Origin of the sequence: Niabella pedocola (assembly GCF_021044425.1) — a bacterium.
Taxonomy (GTDB): Bacteria; Bacteroidota; Bacteroidia; order Chitinophagales; family Chitinophagaceae; genus Niabella; species Niabella pedocola.
The window spans coordinates 1,458,267-1,484,560 of sequence record NZ_JAJNEC010000005.1 but is presented as its reverse complement, the minus strand read 5'-3'; the positions used below and the strand labels follow the sequence as shown (position 1 = coordinate 1,484,560).

The following is a 26,294-nucleotide window of genomic DNA, read 5'->3' as shown; positions in this document are numbered from 1 at the left end:
TTTTCTGATATTAAGCATTTTACAGCCTTTCAAAATCGGGGAACGAAATATAGCGGGAAATCCTTATGTGACGGCAGCCGTGTATGCCGGAGGTGCCTTTTTAGCGATGAGTTTGAACGGAGCCTGGCTGCTGATATTCGTTAAATGGTTCCGGCCGGAACGGTGGACACTGGGAAAAGAGCTTATCGTAATGGTGTACCAGTTTTTTTGTATCGGGCTTACGATCTGGCTGATCAATCATCTGCGCGGAACGCTCGGGCCGGAGGATGCAAGTTTTGGAAAATCTTTTTTCCTGGCCATTGCCATTGGGATCTTACCGTATATGATTGCCACTTTTGGCAGGCATAATTATTTGCTGCGACATCATTTGAAGGAAGTGGCTGCTTTTAATGTACAACTGAAGGGGCTGCAGGCGCAAAAAGAAGAACAGGTTTTCGCACAGCCCGTGTCCGGGTATTTAACCATTCCCAGGCTGGATCAGGTTATTGACGTGAATGATTTTTTGTTTGCTGAATCAAAGGGCAATAACCTGGTGATACAGGTGTGCCTGAACAACCGGCTCCAGCAGTATACCCTGCGGAGTACGTTGAATGATTTTGCACGGGCCAACGCACATATTGACCCGCTGTTTCGCTGCCACCGCTCGTTTATCATCAATCTTGATAAGGTGCTACAGGTGCAGGGCAATGCCGCAGGCTACCAGGTGTTATTGCATCCGGATCTGGCGCCGGTTGTAGTGGCGCGATCCAGTGTGCCGGCCTTTAAAAAACTACTGGCCGGTAGCCGTTGAATTGTACTTAGAAGGAGTACCGTGCCGCCAGGCCAAACGTATGGGCATGCAGGGTGCCATAGCCGGAGGGGGCGGCAATATGCAAGACCGGCCTGAAATCGGCTGAGAGATTGAGCGGTGTATTGGTGAACTGGTAATCGATACCGCCGTCTGCAAAAATGCCTGCACCAAAGCCATCATAATAACTTTGCCGGGAGAATGAATTGAAAACCAGCAGTCCTCCGCCCAGGAACCATTTTAAACCGGGAACCGCAGCAATATCGAAATGATGCTGGTAGGCACCGGAAAGACTGATACCTGTAGTGTTCCAGTATTTACCATCATAAATAGAATAACGGTTCCGTTGTCCAAACCCGGCGTTAAGTTCTATCGCACCGGGTGCTGAAATATAAAATTTATAGGAAGCCGCCAGGGTGGCATAATCCACATGCGAGCTGATGCGTATACCCAGGGCTTTGCTGTTTTTTTCCTGGGCATGGAGCGGAGTGGTCATTGCTGCAAAAGCAACAAGACAGAGCACGAGTTGTTTCATTGAAGGGTGCCGGCGGAGGTTTACAGGGCTATACCGGCAATGCAAATATAGGCGATTGCCCTGCGCAAAAATGGATTTTGGGCCCTGCCATGAACGCTTTTTTGCCGGCTAAACCCTATGTAATTGGTAACTAAAAGGTTAAAAAAAGATACGCCCGTTGCTTCGGAAAATAAATAGAAAAGGGTGCCGCTGAGGCACCCTTGCATAATGATTTGTTTAGAATGTGTATCGGGCGGCAATTCCAACGGCATCGCCATAAAACGTATGATAGCCATCCGGTGCAGTTATATGAAGCGTAGGGCGGATGTCTGCAGAAAGGTTCAGCGGAATTTTTGCAAACTTGTAATCAATACCACCGGTAGGATAAATACCCATACCAAAGCCATCATAGCGGTCCAGCTTGGAACTGGTATTAAAAAATACCATACCACCACCCACAAACCATTTCAAACCCGCAACCGGCTTAATAGGAAAGTGATGCTGGTAGGTTCCGGAAAAGCTAACGCCGGGAGCCTTCTTCCGCTCATTATGATACCAGTAGCGCTGATCCCCAAAACCCAGGTTTAATTCAATAGCGCCCGGTCGGGAAACAAAAAATTTATAAGAAGCGGCAAAGGCTTCATACTCGGTTTGGGTGCTCAGGCGGGCACCAATTGCCTGCCGGTAGCTCGATTGTGCATGACCGGCAATTGCAGTGGCAACGATTGCTGCCAAAAAAAATATTCTTTTCATTTGTACAGGATTTAACAGGGACCAGTTATCAATAAACATACCAAGCTCCTGTTTTTGCACAAAGAAAAAATTAAAGGGAGGGGATCAGCGCTTTATAAAGCGCATCCTGTATATGACCGCGAATGCTTAGACGGCCGAGGCCCGGACTATTGCGCGTGGGATAAACCCGGTTCGAAAGAAAAATATATACGATATTGTATTTGGGATCTACCCATACGCAGGTGCCGGTAAAGCCTGTATGGCCGTAGGTTTGCAGGGATGCGTACTTGCTGGGATAGGGATCGTTGCTGATGGCATGATCTTTTTCCGGTTTGTCGAATCCGTACCCGCGGCGGCTGATGGCGCTGTGATAGCCGGTAAAGTACTGGATGGTTTCCCATCTCAGAAACCGCTGACCGTTCAGCTCCCCGCCATTCAGCAGCATCTGGTACAGTTTGCCCAGGTCGTAGGCATCGGAAAACAGGCCGGCATGCCCGGCCACACCGCCACCCAGCGCGGCGCCTTCGTCATGCACTGTTCCCCATATCAACTGGTTGCGGAAACCGGTTTCATTTTCGGTAGGCATAATACGCGCTAACGGAAAACGCTCCAGCGGATGATAGCCGGTAGTGGTCATATGCATCGGCTCGTAGAACGTTTTTTGTACATAAGTTTCCAGCGGCATTTTAGAAATGGCTTCTACAATTTTGCCCAGGAACCAGAAATCATTATCACTGTAAATGTATTTTTTGCCGGGAGCTTCCACCGGGCTTTCCAGGATCGTTTTCCAAATAGTGTCTTTGTAATCATCCCGGATGTAAAGGTTCCGGGCTACCTGGGTGGTAAAGCCTTGCGTAGCGGCATTCCGGTACAGTTCCTGCTGCACCGTTCCGTCTGGATTGAGGGTTTGTTTATAAAATGGAATAAAAGGCACCATCCCTGCCTGATGCAGGATAATATCTTCCAGTGTCAGTTTGGCTTTACTGGTTTTTTTGGTCCAGGGTAGATAATCTTCCAGTTTTTTTTTCAGATCGATCTTACCTTCTTCATACAGCTTCATAACGGAAACGGTAGTGGCCGAAACCTTTGTAACAGAAGCCAGGTCAAAAATGCTGTTTAGTGCAGTGGCCCCCAATGAGTCGTAGGCATAATTGCCGAAGGCTTTGTGGTATACGATCTGCCCGTCTTTAGCGGCGAGCACCACGCAACCGGGATAGGCTTTTTTTTTGATGCCTTCTTCAGCGATGGAGTCAACTGCCGCAAAGCGTGCATCGCCAATGGGCTGCATATAGCTTACATCAGTACCTTTCTGAATAACACCGGTGCCGTATTTCCAGTTGCACACAGTTACAGGCAGGGTTCCGGAAGCGTTGAACCGGGAAGCCAGCCAATCTGCAGCTACCCGTTGAAAAACAGCATCGTCTTCATAGGCCGCTACCAGCGATTTGGCCATGCAAAAGCTCCCCAGTGATAACGGGTTTCCAAAAACAAGCGTTACCGCATTGTTCTGGTTCAGTTGCTGCCAGCTTTGAAGCGCCGCCTGCGAAATACCGAAATTAGTACTGCCTTTACGGAGGGCTACATCATGAAAGCCCAGGATCACCGCATCATATTTACCCGCCAGTACTTTTTTTACAATCGTGCCACCCTGGCCTGCGGCATCCTTGTACCGGATATAATAAATGTCTGCGTTCAGGTCCTGTTGCAACTGTTGCGCTAATGCGGTGGAGCCATTGTCATTAAAGCCAACATAGGCCACTTTTTTGCCGGTTAACGGGCGCGCAAAAAAATCATTCCGGAAACCGTCCGGGTTAATGAGTTTGACAACGGTCAATGCCTGACGTGCTATTTTTTCCCGAACGGGGTTGGTGGCTTCGTTCAGATCTTCGGTAAGATGGCTGGTGTTTACCGGATCGAGGTGATACAGGCCCAGGTTGTATTTGGCAAGCAGCACGCGTTTTACCTTTGCTTCCAGTTCTTTCCAGTTCAAACGTTTCTTTTTGATGGCTTCGTTTACGGCCTGAATGGTACCGGGAACACTTTCCGGAAGACAAAGCATGTCATTACCGGCAATGAGCGCCTCAACGGCGATGGTACCACCGGGGAAGTATTTGGCAACCCCTTTCATCTCCAGTGCATCTGTAAAGGTAAGGCCCCTGAATCCGAGTTGATCACGCAACAGGCCGGTAACGGCATTTTTAGAAATAGAGGTTCCGCGGTGTGCCGTATTGTCGATGGCCGGCACAAATAAATGGCCGATCATTACACTTTGCACACCCGCTTTGATCAACTCTTTAAAAGGATATAATTCCAGCTCCTGTAGTTGGTCCATTGTTTTATTGATCACCGGCAGGTCCAGGTGCGAGTCTACTGCTACATCTCCGTGTCCCGGAAAGTGCTTGGCACTGGCCATGATACCGGCGTCCTGCATCCCCCGCATATAAGCCACGCCCATCCGGGCTACTTTATACTTATCCTCTCCAAAAGATCGGAACCCGATCACCGGGTTATTGGGATTGTTGTTGATATCAACAACCGGGGCATAGTTTACATGTACGCCCAGGCGTTTATGCTGACGGCCTACTGCCAATCCCATTTCATATGCAAGCGCTGTATCTGCAACAGCACCCACCGTCATTTGATAAGGAAATTTAATAACACTGTCTAAGCGCATGCCTAAACCATATTCACCGTCAATGGTAATCATCAGCGGTGTTTTTGCCAGTTGCTGATAATAATTGGTGAGATTGGCCTGGCGGATGGGACCGCCCTGAAAAAAACAAAGGGCTCCTACGTTGTACTTCTTAATATCACCGGCAACCGCCGCAATATGATCAGCGCCCTTGTTAGAATGCGCGCGCACAATGATCAGCTGGGCAATACGCTGATCCTTGCTCAGGCTTTTATATACGCTGTCTACCCATTTACTTGCCGGGAGATTGCTGTGGTATTGAGCATTGATCGATTGATACGTAAAAAGGATCAGTACCCATAGTGCATACAATCTTTTATTTTTCATGCGTTGCGATTTTTCAGTTACAGATGGTTGCAAATTTAGGGTAATTGCGTATGTAAAGGGGTAAATTTGAGGCTGGGCCTGTATTTGCGGGTTTTTGCGGGGCGCTTGTCCGCAGTGAATGCTTATTGTACGCGCAGCAATTTTTGCCCGAAGAGGAGGCTGCCATCGGCCGCTATTCCCTGTATGGTAAGCAGGTAGGCTCCTTTAAGATCGGCTGTAAAAAAAGAGCAATCCAGTTTCCCGGTATCGTCGGTATACACCAGGGGTTTCCAGTAAATGGTGCTCATCATCTCTTCTGTATCCTGTTTCCGAAGGGTACTATCCATGCCATAAAACTCGCGGGCCTGGTAAATTAAGTAATCTGTATTAACAACGGGCCCGTCTTTACATCCCTGGTATACAACCGTGCGGGGAATATTGTTTGCATTGGTCATATAGGTACGCCCCAATACCGGTTTTTGAAAAGGGTAAGGGTGGTTGATGCAGTTTAAAATACCATACTGGCAAACATAGTCGCCGCATTCATTGGAACCATATGCGCTGAAATTTTTCCGGGAACTTACCACAACCGTCTCCAGTGTTTTGCCTCGTTCCTGTTTATTCATATCATTCAGCAGGTCCTCTTCGAAATCTGTCTTTACAGCGGGCGGGTCAAAGGTATGATTGCGGGCCGCATCGGCGGTAAGTTTCGTCAGGCTGTCGGTGATTTTATATTGAAAGCCTTCCTTGTCTTTGCCCATTACCTTTATAAATAATTTTCTTCCGTCCTTGATCAGCAGATCGCGTTCGTGCAGCAAAAAAAATCCTTCAGCATCGGCATCGCCCATACCCAGGTTGCCGTCTTTGATCAATACCAGTTGCTCCGGCTTTTTTACTTTTTTTTCGAACCGGAGCAGTTGACCGCTTACTGCTGATTTTACAATCGTGGCCGTATCGCCGCTGACCTGTTGCAGCTGCTGCCATCGATAGCGCCGCCAGCCTTTCAGCAGGAGTGCTTCCTCCAGCAGGGGTTTGTTATCCATCAGCCGTCCCTGTTGATTATACAGGGTAATATCCCTGAGTTCATTTTCCAGATAGTATACACTTTCAAGATCCTTCCGCAGATCGCCTGAAAGCCTGTTCATAGCCACGCAGCTCACTGTCAGGGCTGAAGGCACCGCCTGACGGGCACTGCTGCTAACCTGTACGGTGGTGTGTACGCTGTCCCTGGTACCAAAGCTGTCCTTATTGAGTACAAGGTCAATATGCGCTTTTTGAGGGTATCGTGCAAAAATCAGCCGCTCAGCCAGCGGGCGTGCCTGCTCGTCGAACAGGGTGATGGTGTAAATGCCCTTTATTTCTTTGATGGGCATCAAAATATTGGAAACATTCTTTACGGCAATCACCGGGGTGCCAATGGCCGTGGTTGCATTGTGCATGGTGATGTAAATATTACGCGGCGTATTGCTTTGTACGGCTATCTGTACCGTATCATCAACCACGGCCTCGGGTATTCTTATAACAACGCCTTCATTCAGGGCTGGGGGAAGATCAACATCATAATTCCGGTTTTTCCAAACGGCTTTCAGGGAATAGCGGGAGCCCTTTTGTGGCCGTAAGGAGAACGCACCAATGCCTTCGGCATTTACAGGCACCGGAATAAGCGTATTTCCGTCCTGCTGGAGGGTGGCCGTAACCGGCACCGGATTGCCCGCAACCCGGGCTTCGCAGAGCACGCGGCTTTCCAGCCCGTAAACCAGGTCGCCGCCCTCCGGATAAAACCGTATGCGCAGCGTATCTTCATTTTTTTCGGTTGCCGGCAATTTTATATTCAGGGCATAGGTCTCATCATTAAAATGGGTTGTTGTGTACAGGGTATTGTTTCCATGGCGGATCTGTTTTTTGTCAATGTAGATCAGGCCCTTTCCTAATTTGTTTAATTCGATGCGCCGCGGCTTTTGCCCTTTCAGCCGGTAGGTAAACGTTGCTCCGGGCATCAGCTGCTTATAAACAGTGGGAATTAAGGCAATGCTGACGCCGGTTTTATCTGGTGTATTTAAACTGTCCGGCAGTGTAAGTGCTGTGGTGTAATCCAGTGCCAAATTGGTTTTAACAGAAAGCGGCAGGCTGTATTCCCCGATGGACTGGTTGTTGTGTAATAGATTGGTGCTGAAAATAACATGATGCGCCCCCGGCATGGTACTATCGGGAACCAGGAAATTGCCGGCTGAAAAATCGTTACGGACGGGGAATTTTTTTTGCAGCAGTACGTTGTTGGTCACATCATCCACCCAGGTGGCAATCAACACCGAGGCGGTGTCTTTTACGGAACCGGGTTGCGAAAAGATATAGGCGGCAAACCACAGCATTTCATTTTTGGCATATACATTCTTATCGGTAACAACGATCAGCGTTTGCCGGGGCGTTTGAATGTTGTATGCGTCCAGCCTTGTTTGAAGCAATGCCGCGATATCCGGCTGCGACTGGGCCGAAGCTGCAAAAGCGGGAAGCAGCAGTACCAGTAGTATAATGGCATGGCGAAGCATACCACAAAATACAGAACTATTCTGTATACTTATACCCTACTCCGCGTACGGAATGAAAAAATTTTGGATTGCGGCTGTCCTTTTCGAAATATTTCCGGAAGTTGAGAATGAAGTTGTCGATGGTACGGGTAGTGGGATACACGTTATACCCCCATACGGCCTGGAGGATCTTTTCGCGGGGCACCACCTCGTTTTTGTTTTCGATCAGGAGCTTTAGCAGCATGGCTTCCTTTTTGCTCAGCTGGATCTTGCCGGCATACTTGGTTACCGCCTCCTGGGCCTTGAAATCGATGATATTGTCTCCAAAAGTATACGTGTTGCCTACGGTACTTTTATCCTGGAGTTTCTGGTTTTTATTAATTAGCTTTTGTATGCGTAGCAGCAGTTCTTCAAGGTTAAAGGGTTTGGTGAGATAATCATCTGCTCCTTTTTTCAGGCCCAGCACCTTGTCATTGCTGGTGTTTTTGGCACTCAGCATCAGGATGGGCACTTCATTGTTGCCCAGGCGGATGGTTTCTGCCACTGCAATGCCATCCATCTCCGGCAGCATGATATCCAGTATAACCAGGTCGAAATATTCGTTTTTTATGGCTTCTATCGCCTGTACGCCGTCAAACGCAGAGGTAACAGCATAGCCTTCCAGTTCAAGGTTTAATTTTAATGCTTCGTGAAGGTTCTCTTCGTCTTCCACCAATAATATAGTAGCCGTTTTGTCTCCGTTCATAATTTATTGTCTTTTATCGAACTACTAAGTATAAAACTTAACCGCAAAAGTACTCCCGTTCGGCTCATGATTTGTCACTGAAATGTCTGCATTGTGATCTTTGGCAATTTTGTCACATAAATAAAGTCCCAGCCCGGTACCTTGTTTCTTCCGGGTAGATTCATTACCGATGCGGTAAAACTTTGTAAAGATCTTTTTCTTTTCTTCTTCAGGAATACCGGGACCTTCATCAGTTACCGAAACCACAACGGCCTGCAGTTGTTTGCTCAGGCGGATAAATACAGCACCATCCTTGGGGCTGTATTTAAGCGCATTTTCAATGAGGTTATTGATCAGGATCTGCAACAGCAGCGGATCGCCTTTTATATCTGCATCGGGATCGATTGCGGCTTCAAAACGGCGGTCATGGAACCGTTTTTCGAATTCTGCAACCCGGTCGGCCAGCAGGTTGGAAAGGTCCAGGTCCTCTCTGCTGATCTTCTGTCCCTGGCCTTCCAGCTGGGCAGATACCAGGATATTGTTGGTAAGGAAATGAAGCCTGGCGGTTTCTTCGAGGGTCATGCCAATCAGCTTCCGTCGTTTGTTTTCATCCAGGTTGTGCTTCAGCAGGGTTTCGAGGTTAAGGGTCGCTACTGCGATAGGCGTTTTTAACTCATGCGTTACCGCCATGGTAAAGTTCTGCTGTTGTTGTTGCAGGCGGGCCTGCTGGGTAATGTACCGGTAAATAAAAAGGGCCCCCACCAGTATCAACCCCAGGAATACAATGCCTTCCCCCGCATATTTGATCCGGTTGCGCCGGTACTCATCCTGCAGACGGCTGAGCTGCTCCCGGTAATGCGCCGTGCGAGCATCGGGCTCCGCAATATTTAAATGTTCCACTTTCGACTGGTAAAGCCGGTTGTTCTGCTGCTCCAGGGAAATGAACCACCAAACCAGCGCTGCCAGGATATACACTACCAGTGAATAGAATAAGATCGTCGCTTTCCTTGAATATCGCCTCCGCTTTTGTTCCATTTTATTACCGGTTTTCTGTGGTTTTTTCGATGCCGATACCGGCATTTAACATAAAGAGCAGGGGATCATCTTTCATCAGCTGACTGATGGTGAAGCGGTACCGGTTCTTCTTTAAAACAAGGGGTATGTTTAAACGGATCCGGTGATCGTACAGATCATCAATATTGCTGCCGCCCCATTTCCCCGAAGGTGTTACCAGCGAAGCATTTACCCGGAAGGTGGAAAGGGGATGACCGGAAGTGTCTTTTATGGAAATAGATGCTACCAGGTTGTTATAACGGTACTGCTGGGTATGACGCAGGATCAGGTAAAGCTGATAGGTGGCGGAATCGGCTACGTCCAATTCAATAACCGCCGGTTTTTTTTTGCTCCATTCATGCCGGGGGATATCTGCTACCCGCTCTCTTACCTCAATATGCTTGCAGGAAAAAACAAGGATTACGGATATAATAAGTATAACAGGAACGAACCGATTCATCAGGAGTGCATTTTTGCAAATGTACTATTATACGGGGCATCTGCCGTCACCGGATATGGCCACGCCGCGTTTTTTAAGTGTGCGGATGCTGCCGAGCTAGCCCGGGCATATGATTGAGGGTGCCAGGTGTTTAACAAGGCTTCAATGCTGTGGGCCTGCCTGCGGGATCAGGCTACGGAGTGGGGAGCAACTCCTCCGGTGCCGCGGTCTATTTAACGGCGGTATTTTAACACCTGTATACTTAGCGTTGTAACCGGTGAACGGAATCCCTGGAACAGATATTGGTTACAATACATTCAATACCTGCTCTTTTGCTTTTTCCAGCTCATCCTTCATCATCACTACCAGTTTTTGAATGGAAGCATGATAGGCTTTAGATCCGGTGGTGTTGATTTCCCTTCCTACCTCCTGGAGAATGAAGGAGAGTTTTTTGCCCTTAATGTCGGAATCTTCCTTAACCGTTTGCATAAAGTAGTCACAATGGTTTTTCAACCGCACCAGCTCTTCTGTGATATCGATCTTTTCGATATAATAGATCAGCTCCTGCTCCAGCCGGTTGGTATCAAAATTGTCTTTTCCCACTTTTTCTTCCAGCAGCTTTACAATGCCTTCCCGGATCATTTCCTTGCGGGAGGGGTCCAGCTTTTCTACCTCGGTCTGAAGTGCTTCAATGTTCCGGATACGGCTGGTCAGTTCGTCTTCCAGGATCCGTCCTTCATTGGCGCGGTGCTGGTTCAGATCGGCGATGGCTGCTTTCACCAGTTCGATAAAAACAGCGGCATCTTCATCTGACAGGGTTTCACTGGTTGGTGTAATCACCTCCGGAAGTTTGATCAGCGCGTTCAGGATATTGGACGTATCGATATTCAGCTCGCGCGAAAGCGCAGATAGAGAATGATAATAAGCTTTGGCAAGATCGGTGTTGATGGTTACCGGTTTTGCATCCCCGGTGTCCTTGAGGCTGATGCTGCATTCCACACTACCCCGGCTCAATCCCTCTGCCAGTGTTTTGCGGATATTAAATTCCTGCGACTTTAACAATGCAGGTAGTCTTAACGACAGATCAAACTGTTTACCATTTAGCGATTTGATGTCTACAAGAAAGGTTTTATTGCCAATCGTTTTTTCAGCACGGCCAAAGCCCGTCATTGATTTGAACATAGCGTGATTTTTGTAAAGATAATTATTCGCAGCATCTCTTTTTAAAATAAAAAGAAGCCGCCGGCGGGGTAATGATGTCCTTCTTTACATAAAAAAATCCCTTCGAAAGGGAAGGGATTATTTTATAAAGATGGGTTAGTAAGTATGAGAAACAAAATTTCTCACCACAATATTAATTATTATTTTGTCGATATAAAAATTATTTAGTACAAATTTTATTCACATTTTAAAATGGCCTGTGGATATGTGGTACCCGTTTAGGGATGATGACAGCGTCTTATAAAAACCAGGAAGCACGATGCATTAGTGCTTTGTTTTTTGTGATAAGGCTGAAACATTGATGAATAAAGGGTTTCAGCGGATTGAATTTTTTTATACAGTTTATACGGGTTGAAGTTTTGAAGATTATTTGATGCAGCTGTGGCTGCTGATTTTGCATGATGCAAGGGCATAAAAATCTTTCGGAACGGCGTGGGAAATTTTCAGGAATGTGAAAAACTTTGACGTTTTGTATGGGAACAAAGAGTTACGCCTACCTTTGAAAAAAAAGATATGCGATTTGAAAATCCGGTTCCGCTTTCAGAAATAGCAACCTTGATCGCTGCAAGAGTTGTTGGTGATTCCGGTGCAAAGGCAACGGGCATTAATGAAATTCATCAGGTGGAAAAGGGCGATCTTGTTTTTGTGGATCATCCCAAATATTACGATACCAGCATTCATTCGGCAGCCAGCTACATCATCATTAATGCGGAGCGGGAAGTACCCGAAGGTAAGGCCTTGCTGATTGTTGAAGAACCGTTTGAGGCGTATCTGAAAATCGTATCGGCGTTCCGGCCCTTCCGTCCTTCTATGGATGCGGTTGCGGCAACAGCAACGGTTGGACCCGGTACCGTTATTATGCCCAATGTATACCTGGGCAATCATGTTACTGTTGGTTCCAATTGCGTCATTTATCCCAACGTAACCATTATGGATTATTGTACCATTGGCGACGATGTGGTGATACAAAGCGGAACGGTTATCGGAAGCGATGCGTTCTACTATAATAAAAAAACCAATCGCCCGATACATTACAAACGCATGGTTAGTTGCGGTACCGTTGAAATAGAAACAGGTGTGGAAATTGGCGCCGGTTGTACCATCGACCGGGGTGTTACCGGCGTAACCCGGATTGGTGCCGGTACCAAAATGGACAACCTGGTACATATCGGGCATGATACGCTGGTAGGAAAAAATTGTTTGTTTGCTGCCCAGGTAGGAATTGCCGGTGCATCTGTTATTGAAGATGAGGTGATCTTATGGGGACAGGTAGGTGTAAGTAAAACATTGACCATTGGTAAAAATACGGTGGTGAATGCGCAAAGCGGGGTACCCTCCTCCCTGGAAGGTGGCAAGGTTTATTTTGGAAGTCCGGCCGTTCCGGCTCGGGAAAAAATGAAGGAGCTCGTGTGGATCAAACGGATCCCGCAGATGTGGGATCAGTTAAACAAAAGCGAATCATCCAGTTAGCAAAAAACTTGAGGATTCCTTTTATACCCGCGTTCTGCTTCGTACCTTGCGGCCATGCAGGACTATTTAGCAGGATTGAATGAACGGCAGAAAGAGGCCGTATTACATATTAACGGCCCTTTGATGATCATCGCCGGAGCCGGTAGCGGAAAAACCAAGGTACTCACCACACGCATCGCCCACCTGATGGCAAAGGGTATTGATGCATTTAATATACTGGCGCTTACATTTACCAATAAGGCCGCCCGGGAAATGAAAGAACGGATCGAGCGGATACTCGGCAACAATGAAGCGCGTAACCTGTACATCGGTACGTTTCACAGTGTATTTGCAAGAATCTTAAGGTCGGAAGCACACCGCCTGGGCTATCCCAATAGCTTTACCATTTATGATACCGATGATGCCAAAAGCGTTGTTAAAACGGTATTGAATGAAATGCAGCTGGATGACAAGCTGTATAAACCGGCTACGGTATATAACCGGATCTCGTCGGCGAAGAACGCGCTGGTAAGCCCGATGGAGTATGCTACGGATTATCATATACAACAGGAAGACCTCCGGGCCAACCGGCCGGCCATCGCCAAGGTATATGATGCCTACTGCAAGCGCTGTTTTAAGAACGGGGCAATGGATTTTGACGACCTGCTGCTGAAGTTCTACGAGCTCTTAAAAACCTTTCCGGAAGTGCTGAGCAAATACCAGCATAAATTCCGGTACATCATGATTGATGAGTACCAGGATACCAACCCTGCCCAGTACGAGATCGTAAAACTGCTGGGGGCCATGCACGAAAATGTTTGCGTGGTGGGAGATGACGCACAAAGTATTTATAGCTTCCGGGGAGCAACCATCCAGAACATCCTGCAGTTTCAGAAAGACTATGACGATGTAAAAGTGGTAAAGCTGGAACAGAACTACAGGAGTACCCAAACCATCATTCATGCGGCCAACGAAGTGATCCGGAATAACAAGGCACAGATCCCCAAAGTATTGTTTACCGAAAACGCCAGCGGGGAAAAGATCCGGATCGTTCGCACCATGACGGATAACGATGAAGGAAAGTTTGTGGCAGATACCATTCAGGAACAAAAGCTGCGCAATCATTTTTCTAATAAAGAGTTCGCTATTTTATACCGTACCAATGCACAGAGCCGTGCTTTTGAAGAAGCACTGCGCCGCATGAATATTCCCTATACCATGTACGGGGGCGTAAGCTTCTATCAGCGTAAAGAGATAAAAGACCTGGTAGGCTACCTGCGGCTGATCGTAAACAGCCGGGATGAGGAAGCGCTTAAACGGATCATTAACTATCCCGTAAGAGGCATCGGTAAAACCACCATCGACCGGGTGCTGCTGCTGGCCAATACGCACCAGATCACCATGTGGGAAGTACTGGAAAAGGCCGATCAGCTGGGATTCCGGGCGGGTACGCTGAGTGCGATCCAGGATTTTGTGATAATGATCAAGAGCTTCTCCAGTATGCTGCAAAAACAGAATGCCTATGATGTGGCTTTTCATGTGGGAAAACAAACCAACCTGGTAAAGGAGCTTTTTAATGATAAAAGTACCGAAGGGCTGCAGCGTTATGAGAACATCCAGGAATTGCTGAACTCAATTAAAGAGTGGGTGGAAAGCCCGGATAATGAAGAAGGCGAGGTGATTGATAAAACCCTGGGGGCCTACCTGCAGCAGATCACCTTATTGACGGACTCCGATAATAAGGACCCGGATGCGGATACAGTAAAGCTGATGACCATTCACGCGGCCAAAGGGCTGGAGTTTGCCTGTGTTTTTGCAGCCGGCCTGGAAGAACAGCTGTTCCCCAATGCCATGGCCATTAATACCCGGGAAGAACTGGAAGAAGAGCGGCGTTTGTTTTATGTAGTGGTTACGCGGGCTAAAAATAAACTCTGGATCACCTATGCGAACACCCGTTATAAATTTGGTTCCCTGGTGCAGAATGAACCCAGCCGGTTTATTGAGGAATTGCCCAAAGACCATATCGATAATACCTATGCCGGGGGCGGCACTAAAATGCAAAGCTCTTTTGGCTTTGGCAGTACCGGTTCTGTATATGAACGGATGAACGGCGGCGGATGGAGCTCCGGTAAAAGTGCCCTTTCAGCTGAAAAGAAATATGGCCCGCCACCCGCAAAGAAAACAACGCCGGAATATCTGGGCCCCAAACCGGAAGCCAAAAAAGTGGTGGAACATACGCCTTCTGTCGATTTCCAGGCAAGCGATATCAACGATATTGCCGTAGGCCAAAAGGTGGAACACCAGAAATTTGGCTTTGGCGAGGTGCTGAAACTGGAAGGCAACCAGCATAACCGGATGGCCATCATCCGGTTTGACGCAAACGGCGAAAAGAAAATCCTTCTGAATTACGCCCGGCTGAAAATTTTATCCTGATTTTTTTCTTAATATTAGAAAAAAGTTCTATTCTTACTCCTTGATTATTAATTAAATAAAATCAAGGGCGATTACTATTGCATAAAATTTGGAATCAGTTTACAATAATTGGAACAAGTTTTGCCCTCAAAGAAATATTAACATTTACTGAACATTCGCTGAATGGGCAGCATGGGTAGTTGAATCAAATGTTGGAATAATAGTCATGGATAATGAACGGGTTATATCATTTGACGATCACGGTTGTTATTTTTTAACGCTGGAAACCGTTGATCTTACTGATATTTTTATCAGGCCGGTGTACAAACAGATTATTGTACACACGCTCAATCATTATATCAGCAGTAAAGGGTTGATCGTATATGGCTGGTGCCTGATGCCAAGCAAGCTCTATATCATCTGCCAGGTACAGAAAAACATATCTTTTAAAGAACTCCGGAAAGCTTTCAAACAATTCACCACCGAAAAGGTAATAGAGGCTATTTATAATGAACCTGAAGAACGCCGGCAATGGCTGATAGAACACTTCCAGAGAAACTATGGTTTTTTAGGCGCGCAAAAAAAACTGGAAGTATGGAAACGGGTAAAGGAAATGCTTTCTATTGACCTGGCGCGCCCGGAGATTATGGCAGAGCACCTGGAATTGCTTCACAATATCCCGGTACAGGAACGGATCGTACGGTACGCATCGGATTTTATTTATAGTTCGGCTTCTGATTATGAAACCGGTACCGAGGGACTGGTAAAGATCGCCCGGTTAAGCTCCGTGGAACAGGCCCTGGATGATATTGAAAACCGTAAAAGCATGTTTAAGACAAAATTTAATCGCCGATAAAAAATATCAGCGCGTAAACAAATATTTTTGCCGGGTCCGTTCAGGAACCCGGCAAATTTTTTTATGGCAGTCAGGAAAAAAAGAAGGCGAAAGAAAAAAGGCATGTCGTACCAATGGAAACTGGTCCTATCCCTGCTGGTGCTGGCCTTGCTGGTGGGAGGATTGTTTGTGCTGGACTGGAGCCGGCGGTTTGAGCTTGAGGTAAAGCGGTACCCGGAGTTTGGAATCGAGATCCCGGTAGATTACTCCCTGCACGGTATTGACGTGTCACGGTATCAAAAGCGGATTAACTGGGAAGCAGTAAAGACCATGGATATCCAGAACATCCGCATCAGTTTTGCGTTTATTAAGGCTACCGAAGGAGAAAAAGACCTGGATGTACAGTTTAAACGCAACTGGAAACAGGCCCGCCAAAGCGGATTGCCTGCAGGGGCCTATCATTTTTTTATTCCGTCTAAGGATCCGGTAAAACAGGCGGTAAACTTTATTAAAAATGTAACGCTGAAACCGGGCGATCTGCCACCCGTGCTGGACGTGGAACAAACCAATAATCTTCCGGCATCGGTGATCCAGGCCCGTTCGAAAGTATGGTTGCGACTGGTGGAACAGCATTACGGCGTTAAACCTGTTATTTATACCAACGCCGATTTTTATGAAAAATACCTGGGGAAGCCCTTTGATGATTACCCGCTGTGGGTGGCGCATTATTATGAAAAGCGAAAACCACGTATAAAACGCGACTGGACCTTGTGGCAGCACAACGATGCGGGGCATGTGAACGGCATTGATGCAAACGTAGACTTTAATGTTTTTAACGGGGATTCCGTTGCCTTCCGTGCTTTTTTGATCAGGTAAACAGGCCCTAAAAAAGGGGCGTTATTATACTGTGCCAATAAAGATGGATGTGGTATCAAAACGGCAACAAGCAACGGAATCGCCGGGTATGGATGCCGGCGCTATTTCTCATCATCCCACAGGATGTTTCCCGAACGCTATAGTTATGAAAGGATGGCTGGAAACAGCCGCCTATCCGTTATTTCTTGGCGTTCGCATTTACGTATTGCGTTACCTGGGATATCTGAAGATCGTTGAGCTTCGCTTTTTTTACCATTGAATTCAGGATCGGTTTCCATTCGTCCTGCGTCCAGTCGGCTACATTCTTTGCCTTATGGCATTTGGTACACTTAATTTCATAAATGGCTCTTCCGGCCACCATCGGGTTACTGGAACTAAAGTCCGCAGTATCGGCCTTGTTGCCGGCTACCGGCTCCACCGGCCTGTTGGGTATGGTAGGCGCTGCCTTGCGGGTACAGCTAAAAATGACAACAGCGGCTACAAAAAACAGACCTGCTAATTTCTTCATATACTCTGGAATGGTTTATGCAATATTAACCATAAGCGGTTAAAAAATAAAAAACCTCCTGTTAAAAGGAGGTTTACTGTTTTTATAATAAGGCGGTATTATTTTTTTGCATTGGCATATACATAAGCAGAAACCTGCTCTACTTCTTCCCTGCTTAGTTTAGCCTTTTTCGACATAGATGCCAGAATCGGCCGCAACTCTTCGTATGATTTGGAAGCAACAGCCTTGTCCTTTGCTCCATGACACTTGGTACATTTTGTGGTAAAAATGGTATGTCCGGCATCAATGGTAGCCTGGTTACTGCTCACGCTGGAGGCTTCAGGAATCACGGCGTCTGTAGTTGAAGGAGATGCCTTGGGGGTACAGGCAACAGCTGCTGCCAGAACGATGTATGCGCAAAGAATTATTTTTTTCATAAACGATGGTTTCTATAAAATTAGCAATAAATAAGCCAACTTACAATTCTATGACAATATTTTTATGTTTTTAAGAATATCATTTAAAATACCAGGAAACAGGTATGGCCGGAGATGCCGGGAAATACGATCTTGAGGAAGGAAAGACCCTCGCATCCTGTTGCGAATTTTCTTTTTCCTGCGTTTTTGAATAATATACCTAAAATCCGGCTTCCTGTTATGTTATTATTTATGAAAAAACCGATGCTGACCTGCTGCCTGCTTGTGCTTGCAGGCTGTGCTTTTGGCCAGGAGCAACTGATTACGCTGAAAAACGATACGATCAATGCATTTGTTATAAAAAGGGGGCGGCACTCCATTGTATACAACTTGCCGGGCGACAGCAGCGGACGGCGTTATCGCATTGGAAGGCAATGGGTACGGCCGGTCGATACACGTACCGGCCCCCACAGTTCGTTCAGGGAGCGGGCTAATGGCCGGCTCCGGCGTCCTGCTTTTGAAGCGGGCAGCAATCTGCTGGCATCCGGTATCAAAAGGTTTGGCATTAATGATGGTATTACAGCCGTTTATATGAGCTATGAAAGAAGATTTTTCTTTAACCGCCTTAGCGCTGTTATCGCTCCGCAGGTGGCATTGAACAAGGCTGCGATCGGCGGTGCCGCCGGTATCCGCTATTCGCCTAACCCGCAGGCCCGTGTTAATTTCTTTGTAGGGAATGACCTGTTGATCTGGAATGAGGATCAGCGGTATTATAACATGGAACATCTTCCGGATAAAACCTATATCACACGTTCTGTTACAAAAAAAGTAAACAGGGGCGGACTGTTGTTCAGCACCGGATGTAAAATAAATGCCGGCAAAAAATGGGTTGTCGCCCCGGAATTAGGCGGGGGAATACCACTTTGGAAAAGTACGAATACCGTTTGGAAAGAAGGGCTGCAATATCAACGGGAGCAAATGCTGATGGAAACGGTTTGGCAGGCACAAATAGGAGTAGGCTACCGTTTCTGATAAAGGAAGGCGCGCTTGTTCAATGTATAATACTTATGTAGTAGTTATTATGAAAAAAAGGTTGCTGATGATGTGCTTGCTTTTCCTGCCGGGGAGGGGTAATGCCCAGGATACACTGCTCTTTTTGAATCAGAAAATGATACCGGTACATATTCAGAAACAGCACCGGTTTGTGCTATGGTATATAATTGCCGGTGATACGGCGGAAGTGATTCATAAAGTAAATAAAAGAATGATCCGGGAGCTTCGTTATGCGAATGGGGTAACGATGAAGGTATCGGGAGCTCCTCTTGCCGGCACCACGTTCCGGGAGCGGAATCAGGTACGGTTAAACCGGCCACCATTTCAGGAGGGCAATAACCTGGTGGGTACCGGCATAAAATCATTTGGTCTCCGGTCTACCATAACAGCAATATACGTGGATTACGAGCAACGGTTTTTGCATAACCTGGCGGGGTTGGGCATTGCTCCACATATCGGTATTAACCGGGAGTCGGTGGGGGCAGCAGTGTCACTTTTTTATACGGTCGCTCCGCATTTGCCGGTAAACTTCCGGGTGGGGCCGGTACTGTTGATGTGGACAGAAAAAGAAACCTTTCTGAATCGCACTTCAACGGTAGGTCAGCCGTTCATACAAAAATATATTCAGGAGCGTACTTTCAGAGGTGGTGTGATGGCAAAGGTTGAATTTAAATTAAATACCGGCAAAAAACTGAGCCTGTCGCCGGGGTTTGCTGTTGGCCGCCCCATATGGGGTAATGAAGCGTTTATTTTCCGTGACGGTGAAAACTATTATCGGCAGGCTCCGTTCCGGGATATTTTGTGGCAATGGCAACTGGGGGCCGGTTACCGGTTTTAAGGAGGTGCATTGACGCGCGATCACCAGGATTGTAATAATTGGTCGATAATGCTTTTTATCAGTGTTTCCCGTTGATGGTAACTACCACTGATTTTTTGATAAGACAGCTGCCGCTGTTGCAATGCCTGTTCAAACAGCTGCAACATTTCTTTTCTCCGGTGTCCCTGGTCTCTTAGCGGATCGGCAACCCAGGGGGTGTCGATATCCAGTAACAAATAAAGGTCAAAGCGGGTTTGTTTTTCCAGTTCATAGATGACTGCAGGAACATGGTTGAGATATAACTGGGAATAGATGGCGGTGGTGATGGCATCCGTATCGCAGAACAGGAGCCGGTTTGCTGTTTGGGATTGTTCCTGTATGTATTGATGCTGAAGCCGGCCGATAGCAATGATGTCCGTTTCTGAAAACGCATTGGACGTGAGCAGATCCCGTGCTGCTTCAGGCACATAAGCCGTATGATAATGCCGGGCCATTTTTATGGCAAGGGTTGTTTTTCCCGTGCTCTCCGGCCCATAAAAACAGATCTTTTTGAGAAAGAAGGGCTGAATATGTGCTGGTATAAAATCCCAGTGGGTGAGCGGCCGGTTTCGTATAGCGGTTGCTGCAACCGGCACTTGTTGCCGTAACGCATCGAAGCAGATATGTTGCGCATTCATATGGCGGGCAAAGGGCGGGCCATACGATTCTGAACTGATGAGTACATGAATGAGGGGATAGACCGCTTTCATCTTTTGCGCCCAGATACGGGTGCGGTCTTCAAGCGGCAGGGTTTCATCATCAAAATCGTCTTTGATAATATGGGGCTTAATTTTCGGAGCGGAGCCGAATTGCTCCCGGATCCATGAAAAACGCAGATGGCCGTCGATCGGATCGGCATCGGTATAACTCATGGAAACGATCAGCTCATCACAGTGTTGTGCAGCAAAGGCAATCAGCGCTATATGCCCCTTGTGCAAGGGCATGAACTTTCCTATGACCAGTCCGCGTTTCATGTTGGTTGTGATGAATAGGAGCGGTATTCCTTTATCCAGTGCAAAAAGCCAAAGAGCACGATACCGGTAAATACCAGGTACTCCAGGCTATAGAACCGGATGCCCTTTACATAATAAAGCACCGTGGCGGTGATGTCTACCAGCATCCAGATGATCCAGCACTCGATCTTTTTCTGGATCATGTAAAAGGTGGCCAGGATGCTCATGATCATAATAAAAGAATCTGCAAAAGGAAACGAGCTGGGTGCCGAAAAAATTTTGGGAAACCATTCATGCAGGCGGCCTGCAAAATTTCCCAGCAGAAAAGTGCCGGCGCCTGCCATCAGGATCGTGCGGGTTAACTGTGCCGGTTTCATAAAGCTTACTTTCAGTTGCTTTTTGATATCTGCTTCAAATGCCCTGGGATGCGCCCAGCGCCACCAGCCCAGTATATTGGTAATAAAGAAAAAGATCTGCAGCAGCATATCGGGATACAGGTGTACCTGGTAGTACAGCCAAAAGGAAAGGAGTACATTTATGATGCCTACAGGCCAGCTGATAATATGGGCCCGGGCAGAAAGCCAGGTGGCTGCAAGCCCGGTTAATACTCCAAAAAATTCGAGGTAGCTCATGGAGTAGCCCAGTACCTGGAAGAGCTCGGTTTGTATGTCAAAAATATTTTTCAGCGCAATTTGTTTTTGTCATATTGATTCCCCTGCACCGGGTATTGCCTGCGCTCCAATTTCAAATTTCCAGCTCCAATATTAAGACTGAGCGCTGAAAGCTATAGGCCTTCAGCGCTCAGCGGTCTTTTACTTTGTAATGGCCTCTTTTCCAAAATAAGGCACCAGTGCCTTTGGCAATACGATTTTATCGCCTTGCTGGTTATTTTCCAGCAAACAGGCTACAATGCGTGGCAGGGCCAGGGAACTGCCATTGAGGGAGTGTGCCAGTTGGGTTTTGCCGTTTTCATCTTTGAAGCGGATCTTCATCCGGTTGGTTTGATATGCTTCAAAGTTAGAAGTAGAGCTTACCTCCAGCCACCGCTCCTGGGCTGCGCTGTATACTTCAAAATCATACGTAAGGGCCGATGTAAATGACATATCACCGCCGCAAAGCCTCAGGATGCGGTAAGGCAGTTCCAGGTTTTGTAACAACCGTTCTACATGGGCTACCATTTCTTCCAGGGCCTCATAACTTTTATCCGGGTGGGTGAGTTGTACGATCTCTACTTTTTCAAACTGGTGTACCCGGTTAAGGCCGCGCACATCCTTTCCAAAACTGCCCGCTTCGCGGCGGAAGCAGGGCGAATAGGCCGTCATCTTTACGGGCAACTGCTCCTGTTTTAAAATTGTATCGCGGTAAATATTGGTTACCGGAACTTCCGAGGTGGGGATCATGTAAAAATTATCCGCAGGCATATGATACATCTGCCCTTCTTTATCCGGTAATTGTCCGGTACCATAGGCGGAAGCTTCATTTACCATAAATGGTGGCAGGTACTCGGTATACCCGGCCGCTATATTTTGGTCAAGGAAATATTGTACCAGCGTGCGCTGCAGCCGGGCACCCTGGCCCTTATATAAAGGGAACCCGCTGCCGGTTATTTTGGCGCCGGTTTCAAAATCAACCAGGTCAAATGTTTTGATCAGATCCCAATGCGGAACCGCATCGGCACCCAATACCGGCTTAACGCCGTTCTCCCGTACTACCTCATTATCTTCCGGGCTATTACCTGGTGGAACCAGGGGAGAGGGCAGGTTGGGCAGCAACACCAGTTTCTCCTGTAGCTCTTTTTCCACCCTTGCCAATTGCTCGCTGATGGGTTGTAATTTTTGCTTGGCGGCAGCCACTTCCGCTTTTTTTGCCTCGGCGGCTTCTTTATCGCCTTTGGCCATCAGCTGACCGATCTCTTTGGAAGCGCTGTTTACAAGGGATTGCGTGGTATCAAACTCAAGCTGCGATTTTTTACGCTGATCGTCCAGCGAAATGATTTCATCCACCAGCCCGGGTTCCTTAAAGTTCTTTACTGCCAGCCGCTGTTTAACTGCCGCTGTGTCCTGTCGTAATACCTGTAATTGCAACATGCTTCAAAAAAATTTTTGCAAAGATAAACCAGAAACGGGGATCAGCTATCAGCGAGCCGCATTTAGCCCGGTAATACGGGATATCAGGCTCCTGAACGCTGAAAGCTGATTGCTGAAGGCTAAAGCTGAAGGCCGAACGCTGAAAGCCCTCCCCTGAATGCTGAAATCTCGAATCTGAAATCTCAAATCCCGAACCAAATAATTTAATAATTTTGCGCGTTATGCAATTACAAAAGAATAAACCGGTGGCCACCTGGTTGTTTATCGGCGCCGGAATGCTCATCATCCAGGTTTTATTAGGCGGACTTACAAGACTTACCGGATCCGGACTTTCCATTACCGAATGGCAACCGATCCTGGGCGCATTGCCCCCCATGAATGAGCAAGCCTGGAACGAGGCTTTCGAAAAATATAAGCAGATCGCGCAGTTTAAGTACATCCACAACCATTTTACCCTGTCGGATTTTAAAGGCATTTATTTCTGGGAATGGCTGCACCGCGACTGGGCCCGGCTGATCGGCATCGTATTCCTGATCCCTTTTATCTGGTTTATTGTAAAAAAGAAAATAGACCGCAGCATGCTGGTGCCGATGATCATCCTGTTTTTGCTGGGAGGCCTGCAAGGGGCTATCGGCTGGATCATGGTTAGCAGCGGTGTAGGTACCGACCTGGTATATGTAAGCCATATTCGCCTGGCCGTCCATTTCCTGGCGGCCCTTCTGCTGTTGTGTTATGTAGTTTGGTTTGCATTGAAACTAACCATACGGCAGGACCAGCTGGCCACCGATAACGGTACACGCAGTTTCAATATCCTGTTGCTGGTGGTCATCACCCTGCAGCTGACCTACGGTGCCTTTATGGCCGGAACACATGCCGGTAAAGCGTCCGTTACCTGGCCAACCATCAATGGCAGTATGATCCCTTCGGCATCGATGCTGAATGAAGGTGGTTTCTGGAGCGATATCACCCATAACCTGGTTACGATCCAGTTCATCCACCGCGGACTGGCCTACCTGATCACCCTGCTGATGGTATTTTTTACCCTGCGGCTGACAAAGCTTCCGAAATCGGCATTGCTGTATAAAATACGCTTCCTGCCCATGACCCTGGTATTGGTACAGGTGGTACTGGGCATACTGGCACTGGTGAATTACCTTACTCCCGATAAACTGTTGCTCAGCATCCTGCATCAGTTGGTGGGCATGCTGTTGCTGATTTGTATGGTTGTTACCCTGTTCCTGGTAAGGAAGGTACCGATGCTGCAAACAAAAACAGTCGCGGGCGTACCAACGACTGTTTCCTGAGTTTCTTTATTTTCCGCCTATCAGCTCCTGCTGTAAGGCTTTCAGCTCTTCCCACTTTTCAGCGGCGGCCAGTTTTGCCTGTTTGGGCCAGCTTTTCGGATCGTGCATTGCAAACTTGCTTCCTGCAGCATCCAGGGTGCTTTTAAGTTTTTTGATAGTAGCCTTGGACAGGTCTTTAAAGTTCTGAATGCCTTCCTGCTCCAGCAATTTAGCAATGGCCGGGCCGATGCCTTCGATCTTGGTCAGATCGTTCTTTACGGTTTCTGCTACTTTTTTAACTGCTTTGGCTGCCGCTTTGGGCGCTTTATCTGCGGTTTTGGTCTTTACCTTTTTTTCAACCTCCAGTTCCACCTCAACCGTGATCACTGAATTGTCGATCCCAAAATGCTGTTTGTGTACATAGCCCTGGGCTTCCCAGTCGTTTACCCAACGTCCGTCATTCAGCAAAAAGCGGTATTCATATGTTTGTCCAGGCTCCAGTTTAACTTTAGCCTTTAATGTTCCGTCTTTATGAGGTTTTAAAGCAATTGCTTGATCAATATCCCAGTTGTTAAAATCTCCCAGCAGAACAGCCGAGTTTGCGGTTCCCAGCGCCTCGCCCGGAAGCGAGAATACGACATCTTTCATATTCAATAAAATTTATATAAAGCGCAAAAATAACGAATCCCAGGGGATTTTTTGGAACGAATTCTTATTTTATTGATAAGTTTATGAGCCTTATGGGGTTATATTTAAACGAGGCGTGTTATCTTTAAAACCGATTTGGTAACGGTTTAAATTCTGACATGAAAAAGACAGCTATATTATTACTGCTGCTGGTAGTGGTGGCAGCAGCCGGCGCGGCCAGCCCAAGGGTACTTGTTTTTTACAAAACAGCCGGTTTTTATCATCAATCCATCGAAGCGGGGCTGCCGGCAATTTATAAGCTGGGCGTTGAGAACGGCTTTTCAGTAGACAGCACGAAGGATTCGGGGGCGTTTACAACAGAAAATCTCAAAAAATATGCGGCCATCATTTTCCTGAGTACCACAGGCACATTGTTTGATGCGGCGCAGCAAACTGCGCTTCAGGATTATGTGCACAAGGGCGGCGGAATTGTAGGCATTCATGCGGCCACGGATGCAGAGTATGAGTGGCCCTGGTACAACCAGATGATGGGCGCCTGGTTCCTCAGTCATCCCAAACAGCAAACGGCCACCCTAAACATTACCGACAGAACCCATATCAGCACGAAGCACCTGCCGGCACAATGGATCCGTAAGGATGAGTGGTACAATTTTAAGAATATCAATAAGGATGTAAAAGTGTTGATCACGATCGACGAAAAAAGCTATGAAGGAGGGAAAAACGGAGCCTTTCATCCCATGGCATGGTATCACAATTTTGAAGGCGGCCGGGTGTTTTATACAGAACTGGGCCATGTAAACGAATCCTATACAGACCCCCTGTTCCTGAAACATATTTTAGGCGGTATCCGGTATGCCATCGGAAAGAAAAGATGGAAATAACCGGCATCCCGGTTGCTGCTACACCTGTTAACTAAGACAAACGATATGTTCAACAACCTGATTAAAAACCTGGAGGGGTATCTTCATTTTGATGAAGACGAACTGGCTTTTCTGACTGCGGATATGGAAGTAAGAACGGTGCGGAAGAACGAAAAAGTAAGCCGGGTGGGTGAAGTGGTAAACCATGTTTATTACATCGATAAGGGGTTGATCCGCTTTTATCATGAGATCGGCGGGAAGGAACATACGTATAAGATCTTCCGGGAAAATATGTGGGCCAGCGACTACGCGGCCTTTTTAACCCGTTCCAAATCGGCAATGCATATAGAAGCGCTGGAAGATACGGTGCTGATCCAGCTGCATTACGATGAAATGCAAAAAGGATATGAGCGGGCGAAGGTATTTGAGCGTTTTGGACGTAAGATGGCGGAATCGCTTTTTTTAACCACGGTTCAGCGAACCCTGGATATTATGGTTAAGTCGCCGGAAACCCGTTACCTGGAGCTGTTGGAACATGATGCAGAGATGATCCGCCGGGTACCTTTAAAATACATTGCTTCCATGTTGGGGATCGAACCGGAAAGTCTTAGCCGGATCCGGAAGCGGACGGCCCGTCTTCAAACAAAAGCGTAAACGGTTGTTCGATGCCGTAACCATATGTTATCCTGCCAGTGATGCTTCCAGCTGCTGCCGGATATGATGCAGGGAGGCTTCCTGCTTCTTGGGCAAAAAGATGGTGAGCACACCCGCATTAAACCGCGTATTGATACAAGCCGTATCCACCAGCCCGTTCAAATGCAAACTGCGTTCAAAATCCTTTACGGGAAATTCCTGTTTCAGAAATTCGATGATCGCATCGTCTTCGTCGCGGCTTCCGGTAATAACCAGCGTGTCGTTGATGATATGTGTGCGGATGTTTTCCTCCGGATAACCCGGCACATAGGCCGTTAACCGGTAGCAATCGTCCCGCTCTTCAATATTAATGGGCACATTATATCTGGGCCTTCTGTATTCCTGTGTGTACATAAAAGGGAGGGTTTGTCGTATTTTGAAATTACCTGATCC

Annotated in this window: 25 protein-coding genes; 10 read left to right on the top strand and 15 right to left on the bottom strand. The window is 47.3% G+C overall.

Features of this window, described 5'->3' with window-relative positions; genetic code table 11:
• Window positions 1-67: 67 nt before the first annotated feature.
• Window positions 68-790: a LytTR family DNA-binding domain-containing protein gene (locus LQ567_RS26180; RefSeq protein ID WP_231005103.1), complete on the top strand. Its 723-nt coding sequence runs from the start codon at window positions 68-70 to the stop codon at window positions 788-790.
• A gap of 7 nt (window positions 791-797) precedes the next feature.
• Here LQ567_RS26180 and LQ567_RS13795 read toward each other — a convergent pair whose 3' ends face one another.
• From LQ567_RS13795 to LQ567_RS13760, 8 genes are all read right to left on the bottom strand, one after another.
• Entirely contained in the window at window positions 798-1,322 is a 525-nt protein-coding gene (locus LQ567_RS13795; protein WP_231005102.1) for a hypothetical protein, read from the bottom strand.
• 216 nt (window positions 1,323-1,538) lie between these two features.
• A complete protein-coding gene (locus LQ567_RS13790) occupies window positions 1,539-2,054 on the bottom strand; it encodes a hypothetical protein (protein ID WP_231005101.1) in 516 nt (171 codons plus the stop codon).
• Window positions 2,055-2,124: 70 nt separating this feature from the next.
• Window positions 2,125-5,052 (bottom strand): glycoside hydrolase family 3 N-terminal domain-containing protein, encoded by a 2,928-nt coding sequence (locus LQ567_RS13785; RefSeq protein ID WP_231005100.1) that lies wholly within the window; start codon window positions 5,050-5,052, stop codon window positions 2,125-2,127.
• A 122-nt stretch (window positions 5,053-5,174) separates the two neighbouring features.
• Window positions 5,175-7,577 (bottom strand): hypothetical protein, encoded by a 2,403-nt coding sequence (locus LQ567_RS13780; protein ID WP_231005099.1) that lies wholly within the window; start codon window positions 7,575-7,577, stop codon window positions 5,175-5,177.
• 16 nt (window positions 7,578-7,593) lie between these two features.
• Window positions 7,594-8,301 carry a response regulator transcription factor gene (locus tag LQ567_RS13775; protein WP_231005098.1) on the bottom strand — a complete coding sequence of 236 codons (708 nt, stop codon included), beginning with the start codon at window positions 8,299-8,301 and terminating at the stop codon, window positions 7,594-7,596.
• Window positions 8,302-8,325: 24 nt separating this feature from the next.
• A complete protein-coding gene (locus tag LQ567_RS13770; protein WP_231005097.1) occupies window positions 8,326-9,315 on the bottom strand; it encodes a sensor histidine kinase in 990 nt (329 codons plus the stop codon).
• A 4-nt stretch (window positions 9,316-9,319) separates the two neighbouring features.
• Window positions 9,320-9,793, bottom strand: coding sequence for a gliding motility lipoprotein GldH (locus LQ567_RS13765; RefSeq protein ID WP_231005096.1), 474 nt, complete (start codon window positions 9,791-9,793; stop codon window positions 9,320-9,322).
• A 285-nt stretch (window positions 9,794-10,078) separates the two neighbouring features.
• Window positions 10,079-10,954: a YicC/YloC family endoribonuclease gene (locus LQ567_RS13760; RefSeq protein WP_231005095.1), complete on the bottom strand. Its 876-nt coding sequence runs from the start codon at window positions 10,952-10,954 to the stop codon at window positions 10,079-10,081.
• 552 nt (window positions 10,955-11,506) lie between these two features.
• Here LQ567_RS13760 and LQ567_RS13755 point away from each other — a divergent pair.
• From LQ567_RS13755 to LQ567_RS13740, 4 genes are all read left to right on the top strand, one after another.
• A complete protein-coding gene (locus tag LQ567_RS13755) occupies window positions 11,507-12,463 on the top strand; it encodes a UDP-3-O-(3-hydroxymyristoyl)glucosamine N-acyltransferase (protein WP_231005094.1) in 957 nt (318 codons plus the stop codon).
• 54 nt (window positions 12,464-12,517) lie between these two features.
• Complete coding sequence (locus LQ567_RS13750) at window positions 12,518-14,875, top strand: ATP-dependent helicase (RefSeq protein WP_231005093.1); 2,358 nt, start codon at window positions 12,518-12,520, stop codon at window positions 14,873-14,875.
• 205 nt (window positions 14,876-15,080) lie between these two features.
• Window positions 15,081-15,710 (top strand): hypothetical protein, encoded by a 630-nt coding sequence (locus LQ567_RS13745; RefSeq protein ID WP_231005092.1) that lies wholly within the window; start codon window positions 15,081-15,083, stop codon window positions 15,708-15,710.
• Window positions 15,711-15,773: 63 nt separating this feature from the next.
• Complete coding sequence (locus LQ567_RS13740) at window positions 15,774-16,565, top strand: glycoside hydrolase family 25 protein (protein WP_231005091.1); 792 nt, start codon at window positions 15,774-15,776, stop codon at window positions 16,563-16,565.
• A gap of 178 nt (window positions 16,566-16,743) precedes the next feature.
• On the opposite strand, the gene LQ567_RS13735 is transcribed toward LQ567_RS13740, so the two are convergent.
• The gene (locus LQ567_RS13735; protein WP_231005090.1) at window positions 16,744-17,073 is read right to left on the bottom strand and encodes a c-type cytochrome; all 330 of its coding nucleotides are present in this window, start codon (window positions 17,071-17,073) and stop codon (window positions 16,744-16,746) included.
• A gap of 98 nt (window positions 17,074-17,171) precedes the next feature.
• Window positions 17,172-17,489, bottom strand: a complete 318-nt coding sequence (locus LQ567_RS13730) for a c-type cytochrome (protein ID WP_231005089.1) — start codon at window positions 17,487-17,489, stop codon at window positions 17,172-17,174.
• Between the two features lie 231 nt (window positions 17,490-17,720).
• Here LQ567_RS13730 and LQ567_RS13725 point away from each other — a divergent pair, with 231 nt between their 5' ends.
• A complete protein-coding gene (locus LQ567_RS13725) occupies window positions 17,721-18,500 on the top strand; it encodes a hypothetical protein (RefSeq protein ID WP_231005088.1) in 780 nt (259 codons plus the stop codon).
• Between the two features lie 67 nt (window positions 18,501-18,567).
• Window positions 18,568-19,359 carry a porin family protein gene (locus tag LQ567_RS13720; RefSeq protein ID WP_231005087.1) on the top strand — a complete coding sequence of 264 codons (792 nt, stop codon included), beginning with the start codon at window positions 18,568-18,570 and terminating at the stop codon, window positions 19,357-19,359.
• Window positions 19,360-19,379: 20 nt separating this feature from the next.
• On the opposite strand, the gene LQ567_RS13715 is transcribed toward LQ567_RS13720, so the two are convergent.
• From LQ567_RS13715 to serS, 3 genes are all read right to left on the bottom strand, one after another.
• Window positions 19,380-20,351, bottom strand: coding sequence for an AAA family ATPase (locus LQ567_RS13715; RefSeq protein ID WP_231005086.1), 972 nt, complete (start codon window positions 20,349-20,351; stop codon window positions 19,380-19,382).
• Window positions 20,348-20,962, bottom strand: a complete 615-nt coding sequence (gene pnuC / locus LQ567_RS13710; protein WP_231005085.1) for a nicotinamide riboside transporter PnuC — start codon at window positions 20,960-20,962, stop codon at window positions 20,348-20,350. The genes LQ567_RS13715 and pnuC overlap by 4 nt, the downstream gene beginning before the upstream one ends.
• A 180-nt stretch (window positions 20,963-21,142) precedes the next feature.
• A complete protein-coding gene (gene serS / locus LQ567_RS13705; protein ID WP_231005084.1) occupies window positions 21,143-22,417 on the bottom strand; it encodes a serine--tRNA ligase in 1,275 nt (424 codons plus the stop codon).
• Between the two features lie 221 nt (window positions 22,418-22,638).
• On the opposite strand from serS, the gene LQ567_RS13700 reads away from it, so the two are divergent.
• Window positions 22,639-23,721, top strand: a complete 1,083-nt coding sequence (locus tag LQ567_RS13700) for a COX15/CtaA family protein (RefSeq protein ID WP_231005083.1) — start codon at window positions 22,639-22,641, stop codon at window positions 23,719-23,721.
• A gap of 6 nt (window positions 23,722-23,727) precedes the next feature.
• On the opposite strand, the gene LQ567_RS13695 is transcribed toward LQ567_RS13700, so the two are convergent.
• Window positions 23,728-24,348, bottom strand: coding sequence for a DUF4332 domain-containing protein (locus LQ567_RS13695; RefSeq protein WP_231005082.1), 621 nt, complete (start codon window positions 24,346-24,348; stop codon window positions 23,728-23,730).
• Window positions 24,349-24,506: 158 nt separating this feature from the next.
• Here LQ567_RS13695 and LQ567_RS13690 point away from each other — a divergent pair, with 158 nt between their 5' ends.
• On the top strand, window positions 24,507-25,229 hold the full coding sequence (locus LQ567_RS13690) for a ThuA domain-containing protein (RefSeq protein ID WP_231005081.1): 723 nt from the start codon (window positions 24,507-24,509) through the stop codon (window positions 25,227-25,229).
• 45 nt (window positions 25,230-25,274) lie between these two features.
• Window positions 25,275-25,862 (top strand): Crp/Fnr family transcriptional regulator, encoded by a 588-nt coding sequence (locus LQ567_RS13685; RefSeq protein WP_231005080.1) that lies wholly within the window; start codon window positions 25,275-25,277, stop codon window positions 25,860-25,862.
• 27 nt (window positions 25,863-25,889) lie between these two features.
• Here the strand turns inward: LQ567_RS13685 and LQ567_RS13680 are convergent, their stop codons facing one another.
• Window positions 25,890-26,255, bottom strand: coding sequence for an Hsp20/alpha crystallin family protein (locus LQ567_RS13680; RefSeq protein ID WP_231005079.1), 366 nt, complete (start codon window positions 26,253-26,255; stop codon window positions 25,890-25,892).
• Window positions 26,256-26,294: the final 39 nt, after the last annotated feature.

What these genes read in the sequence shown, in the direction of transcription:
- LQ567_RS13795 (WP_231005102.1), bottom strand. Translation starts at nt 1,322, where the DNA reads ATGAAACAACTCGTGCTCTGTCTTGTTGCTTTTGCAGCAATGACCACT.
- LQ567_RS13755 (WP_231005094.1), top strand. Translation starts at nt 11,507, where the DNA reads ATGCGATTTGAAAATCCGGTTCCGCTTTCAGAAATAGCAACCTTGATC.
- LQ567_RS13685 (WP_231005080.1), top strand. Translation starts at nt 25,275, where the DNA reads ATGTTCAACAACCTGATTAAAAACCTGGAGGGGTATCTTCATTTTGAT.
- pnuC (WP_231005085.1), bottom strand. Translation starts at nt 20,962, where the DNA reads ATGAGCTACCTCGAATTTTTTGGAGTATTAACCGGGCTTGCAGCCACC.
- LQ567_RS13765 (WP_231005096.1), bottom strand. Translation starts at nt 9,793, where the DNA reads ATGAATCGGTTCGTTCCTGTTATACTTATTATATCCGTAATCCTTGTT.
- LQ567_RS13785 (WP_231005100.1), bottom strand. Translation starts at nt 5,052, where the DNA reads ATGAAAAATAAAAGATTGTATGCACTATGGGTACTGATCCTTTTTACG.
- LQ567_RS13740 (WP_231005091.1), top strand. Translation starts at nt 15,774, where the DNA reads ATGGCAGTCAGGAAAAAAAGAAGGCGAAAGAAAAAAGGCATGTCGTAC.
- LQ567_RS13715 (WP_231005086.1), bottom strand. Translation starts at nt 20,351, where the DNA reads ATGAAACGCGGACTGGTCATAGGAAAGTTCATGCCCTTGCACAAGGGG.
- LQ567_RS13735 (WP_231005090.1), bottom strand. Translation starts at nt 17,073, where the DNA reads ATGAAGAAATTAGCAGGTCTGTTTTTTGTAGCCGCTGTTGTCATTTTT.
- LQ567_RS13775 (WP_231005098.1), bottom strand. Translation starts at nt 8,301, where the DNA reads ATGAACGGAGACAAAACGGCTACTATATTATTGGTGGAAGACGAAGAG.
- serS (WP_231005084.1), bottom strand. Translation starts at nt 22,417, where the DNA reads ATGTTGCAATTACAGGTATTACGACAGGACACAGCGGCAGTTAAACAG.
- LQ567_RS13680 (WP_231005079.1), bottom strand. Translation starts at nt 26,255, where the DNA reads ATGTACACACAGGAATACAGAAGGCCCAGATATAATGTGCCCATTAAT.
- LQ567_RS13760 (WP_231005095.1), bottom strand. Translation starts at nt 10,954, where the DNA reads ATGTTCAAATCAATGACGGGCTTTGGCCGTGCTGAAAAAACGATTGGC.
- LQ567_RS13720 (WP_231005087.1), top strand. Translation starts at nt 18,568, where the DNA reads ATGATGTGCTTGCTTTTCCTGCCGGGGAGGGGTAATGCCCAGGATACA.
- LQ567_RS13730 (WP_231005089.1), bottom strand. Translation starts at nt 17,489, where the DNA reads ATGAAAAAAATAATTCTTTGCGCATACATCGTTCTGGCAGCAGCTGTT.
- LQ567_RS13725 (WP_231005088.1), top strand. Translation starts at nt 17,721, where the DNA reads ATGAAAAAACCGATGCTGACCTGCTGCCTGCTTGTGCTTGCAGGCTGT.
- LQ567_RS13690 (WP_231005081.1), top strand. Translation starts at nt 24,507, where the DNA reads ATGAAAAAGACAGCTATATTATTACTGCTGCTGGTAGTGGTGGCAGCA.
- LQ567_RS13695 (WP_231005082.1), bottom strand. Translation starts at nt 24,348, where the DNA reads ATGAAAGATGTCGTATTCTCGCTTCCGGGCGAGGCGCTGGGAACCGCA.
- LQ567_RS13780 (WP_231005099.1), bottom strand. Translation starts at nt 7,577, where the DNA reads ATGCTTCGCCATGCCATTATACTACTGGTACTGCTGCTTCCCGCTTTT.
- LQ567_RS13790 (WP_231005101.1), bottom strand. Translation starts at nt 2,054, where the DNA reads ATGAAAAGAATATTTTTTTTGGCAGCAATCGTTGCCACTGCAATTGCC.
- LQ567_RS13770 (WP_231005097.1), bottom strand. Translation starts at nt 9,315, where the DNA reads ATGGAACAAAAGCGGAGGCGATATTCAAGGAAAGCGACGATCTTATTC.
- LQ567_RS13750 (WP_231005093.1), top strand. Translation starts at nt 12,518, where the DNA reads ATGCAGGACTATTTAGCAGGATTGAATGAACGGCAGAAAGAGGCCGTA.
- LQ567_RS13745 (WP_231005092.1), top strand. Translation starts at nt 15,081, where the DNA reads ATGGATAATGAACGGGTTATATCATTTGACGATCACGGTTGTTATTTT.
- LQ567_RS13700 (WP_231005083.1), top strand. Translation starts at nt 22,639, where the DNA reads ATGCAATTACAAAAGAATAAACCGGTGGCCACCTGGTTGTTTATCGGC.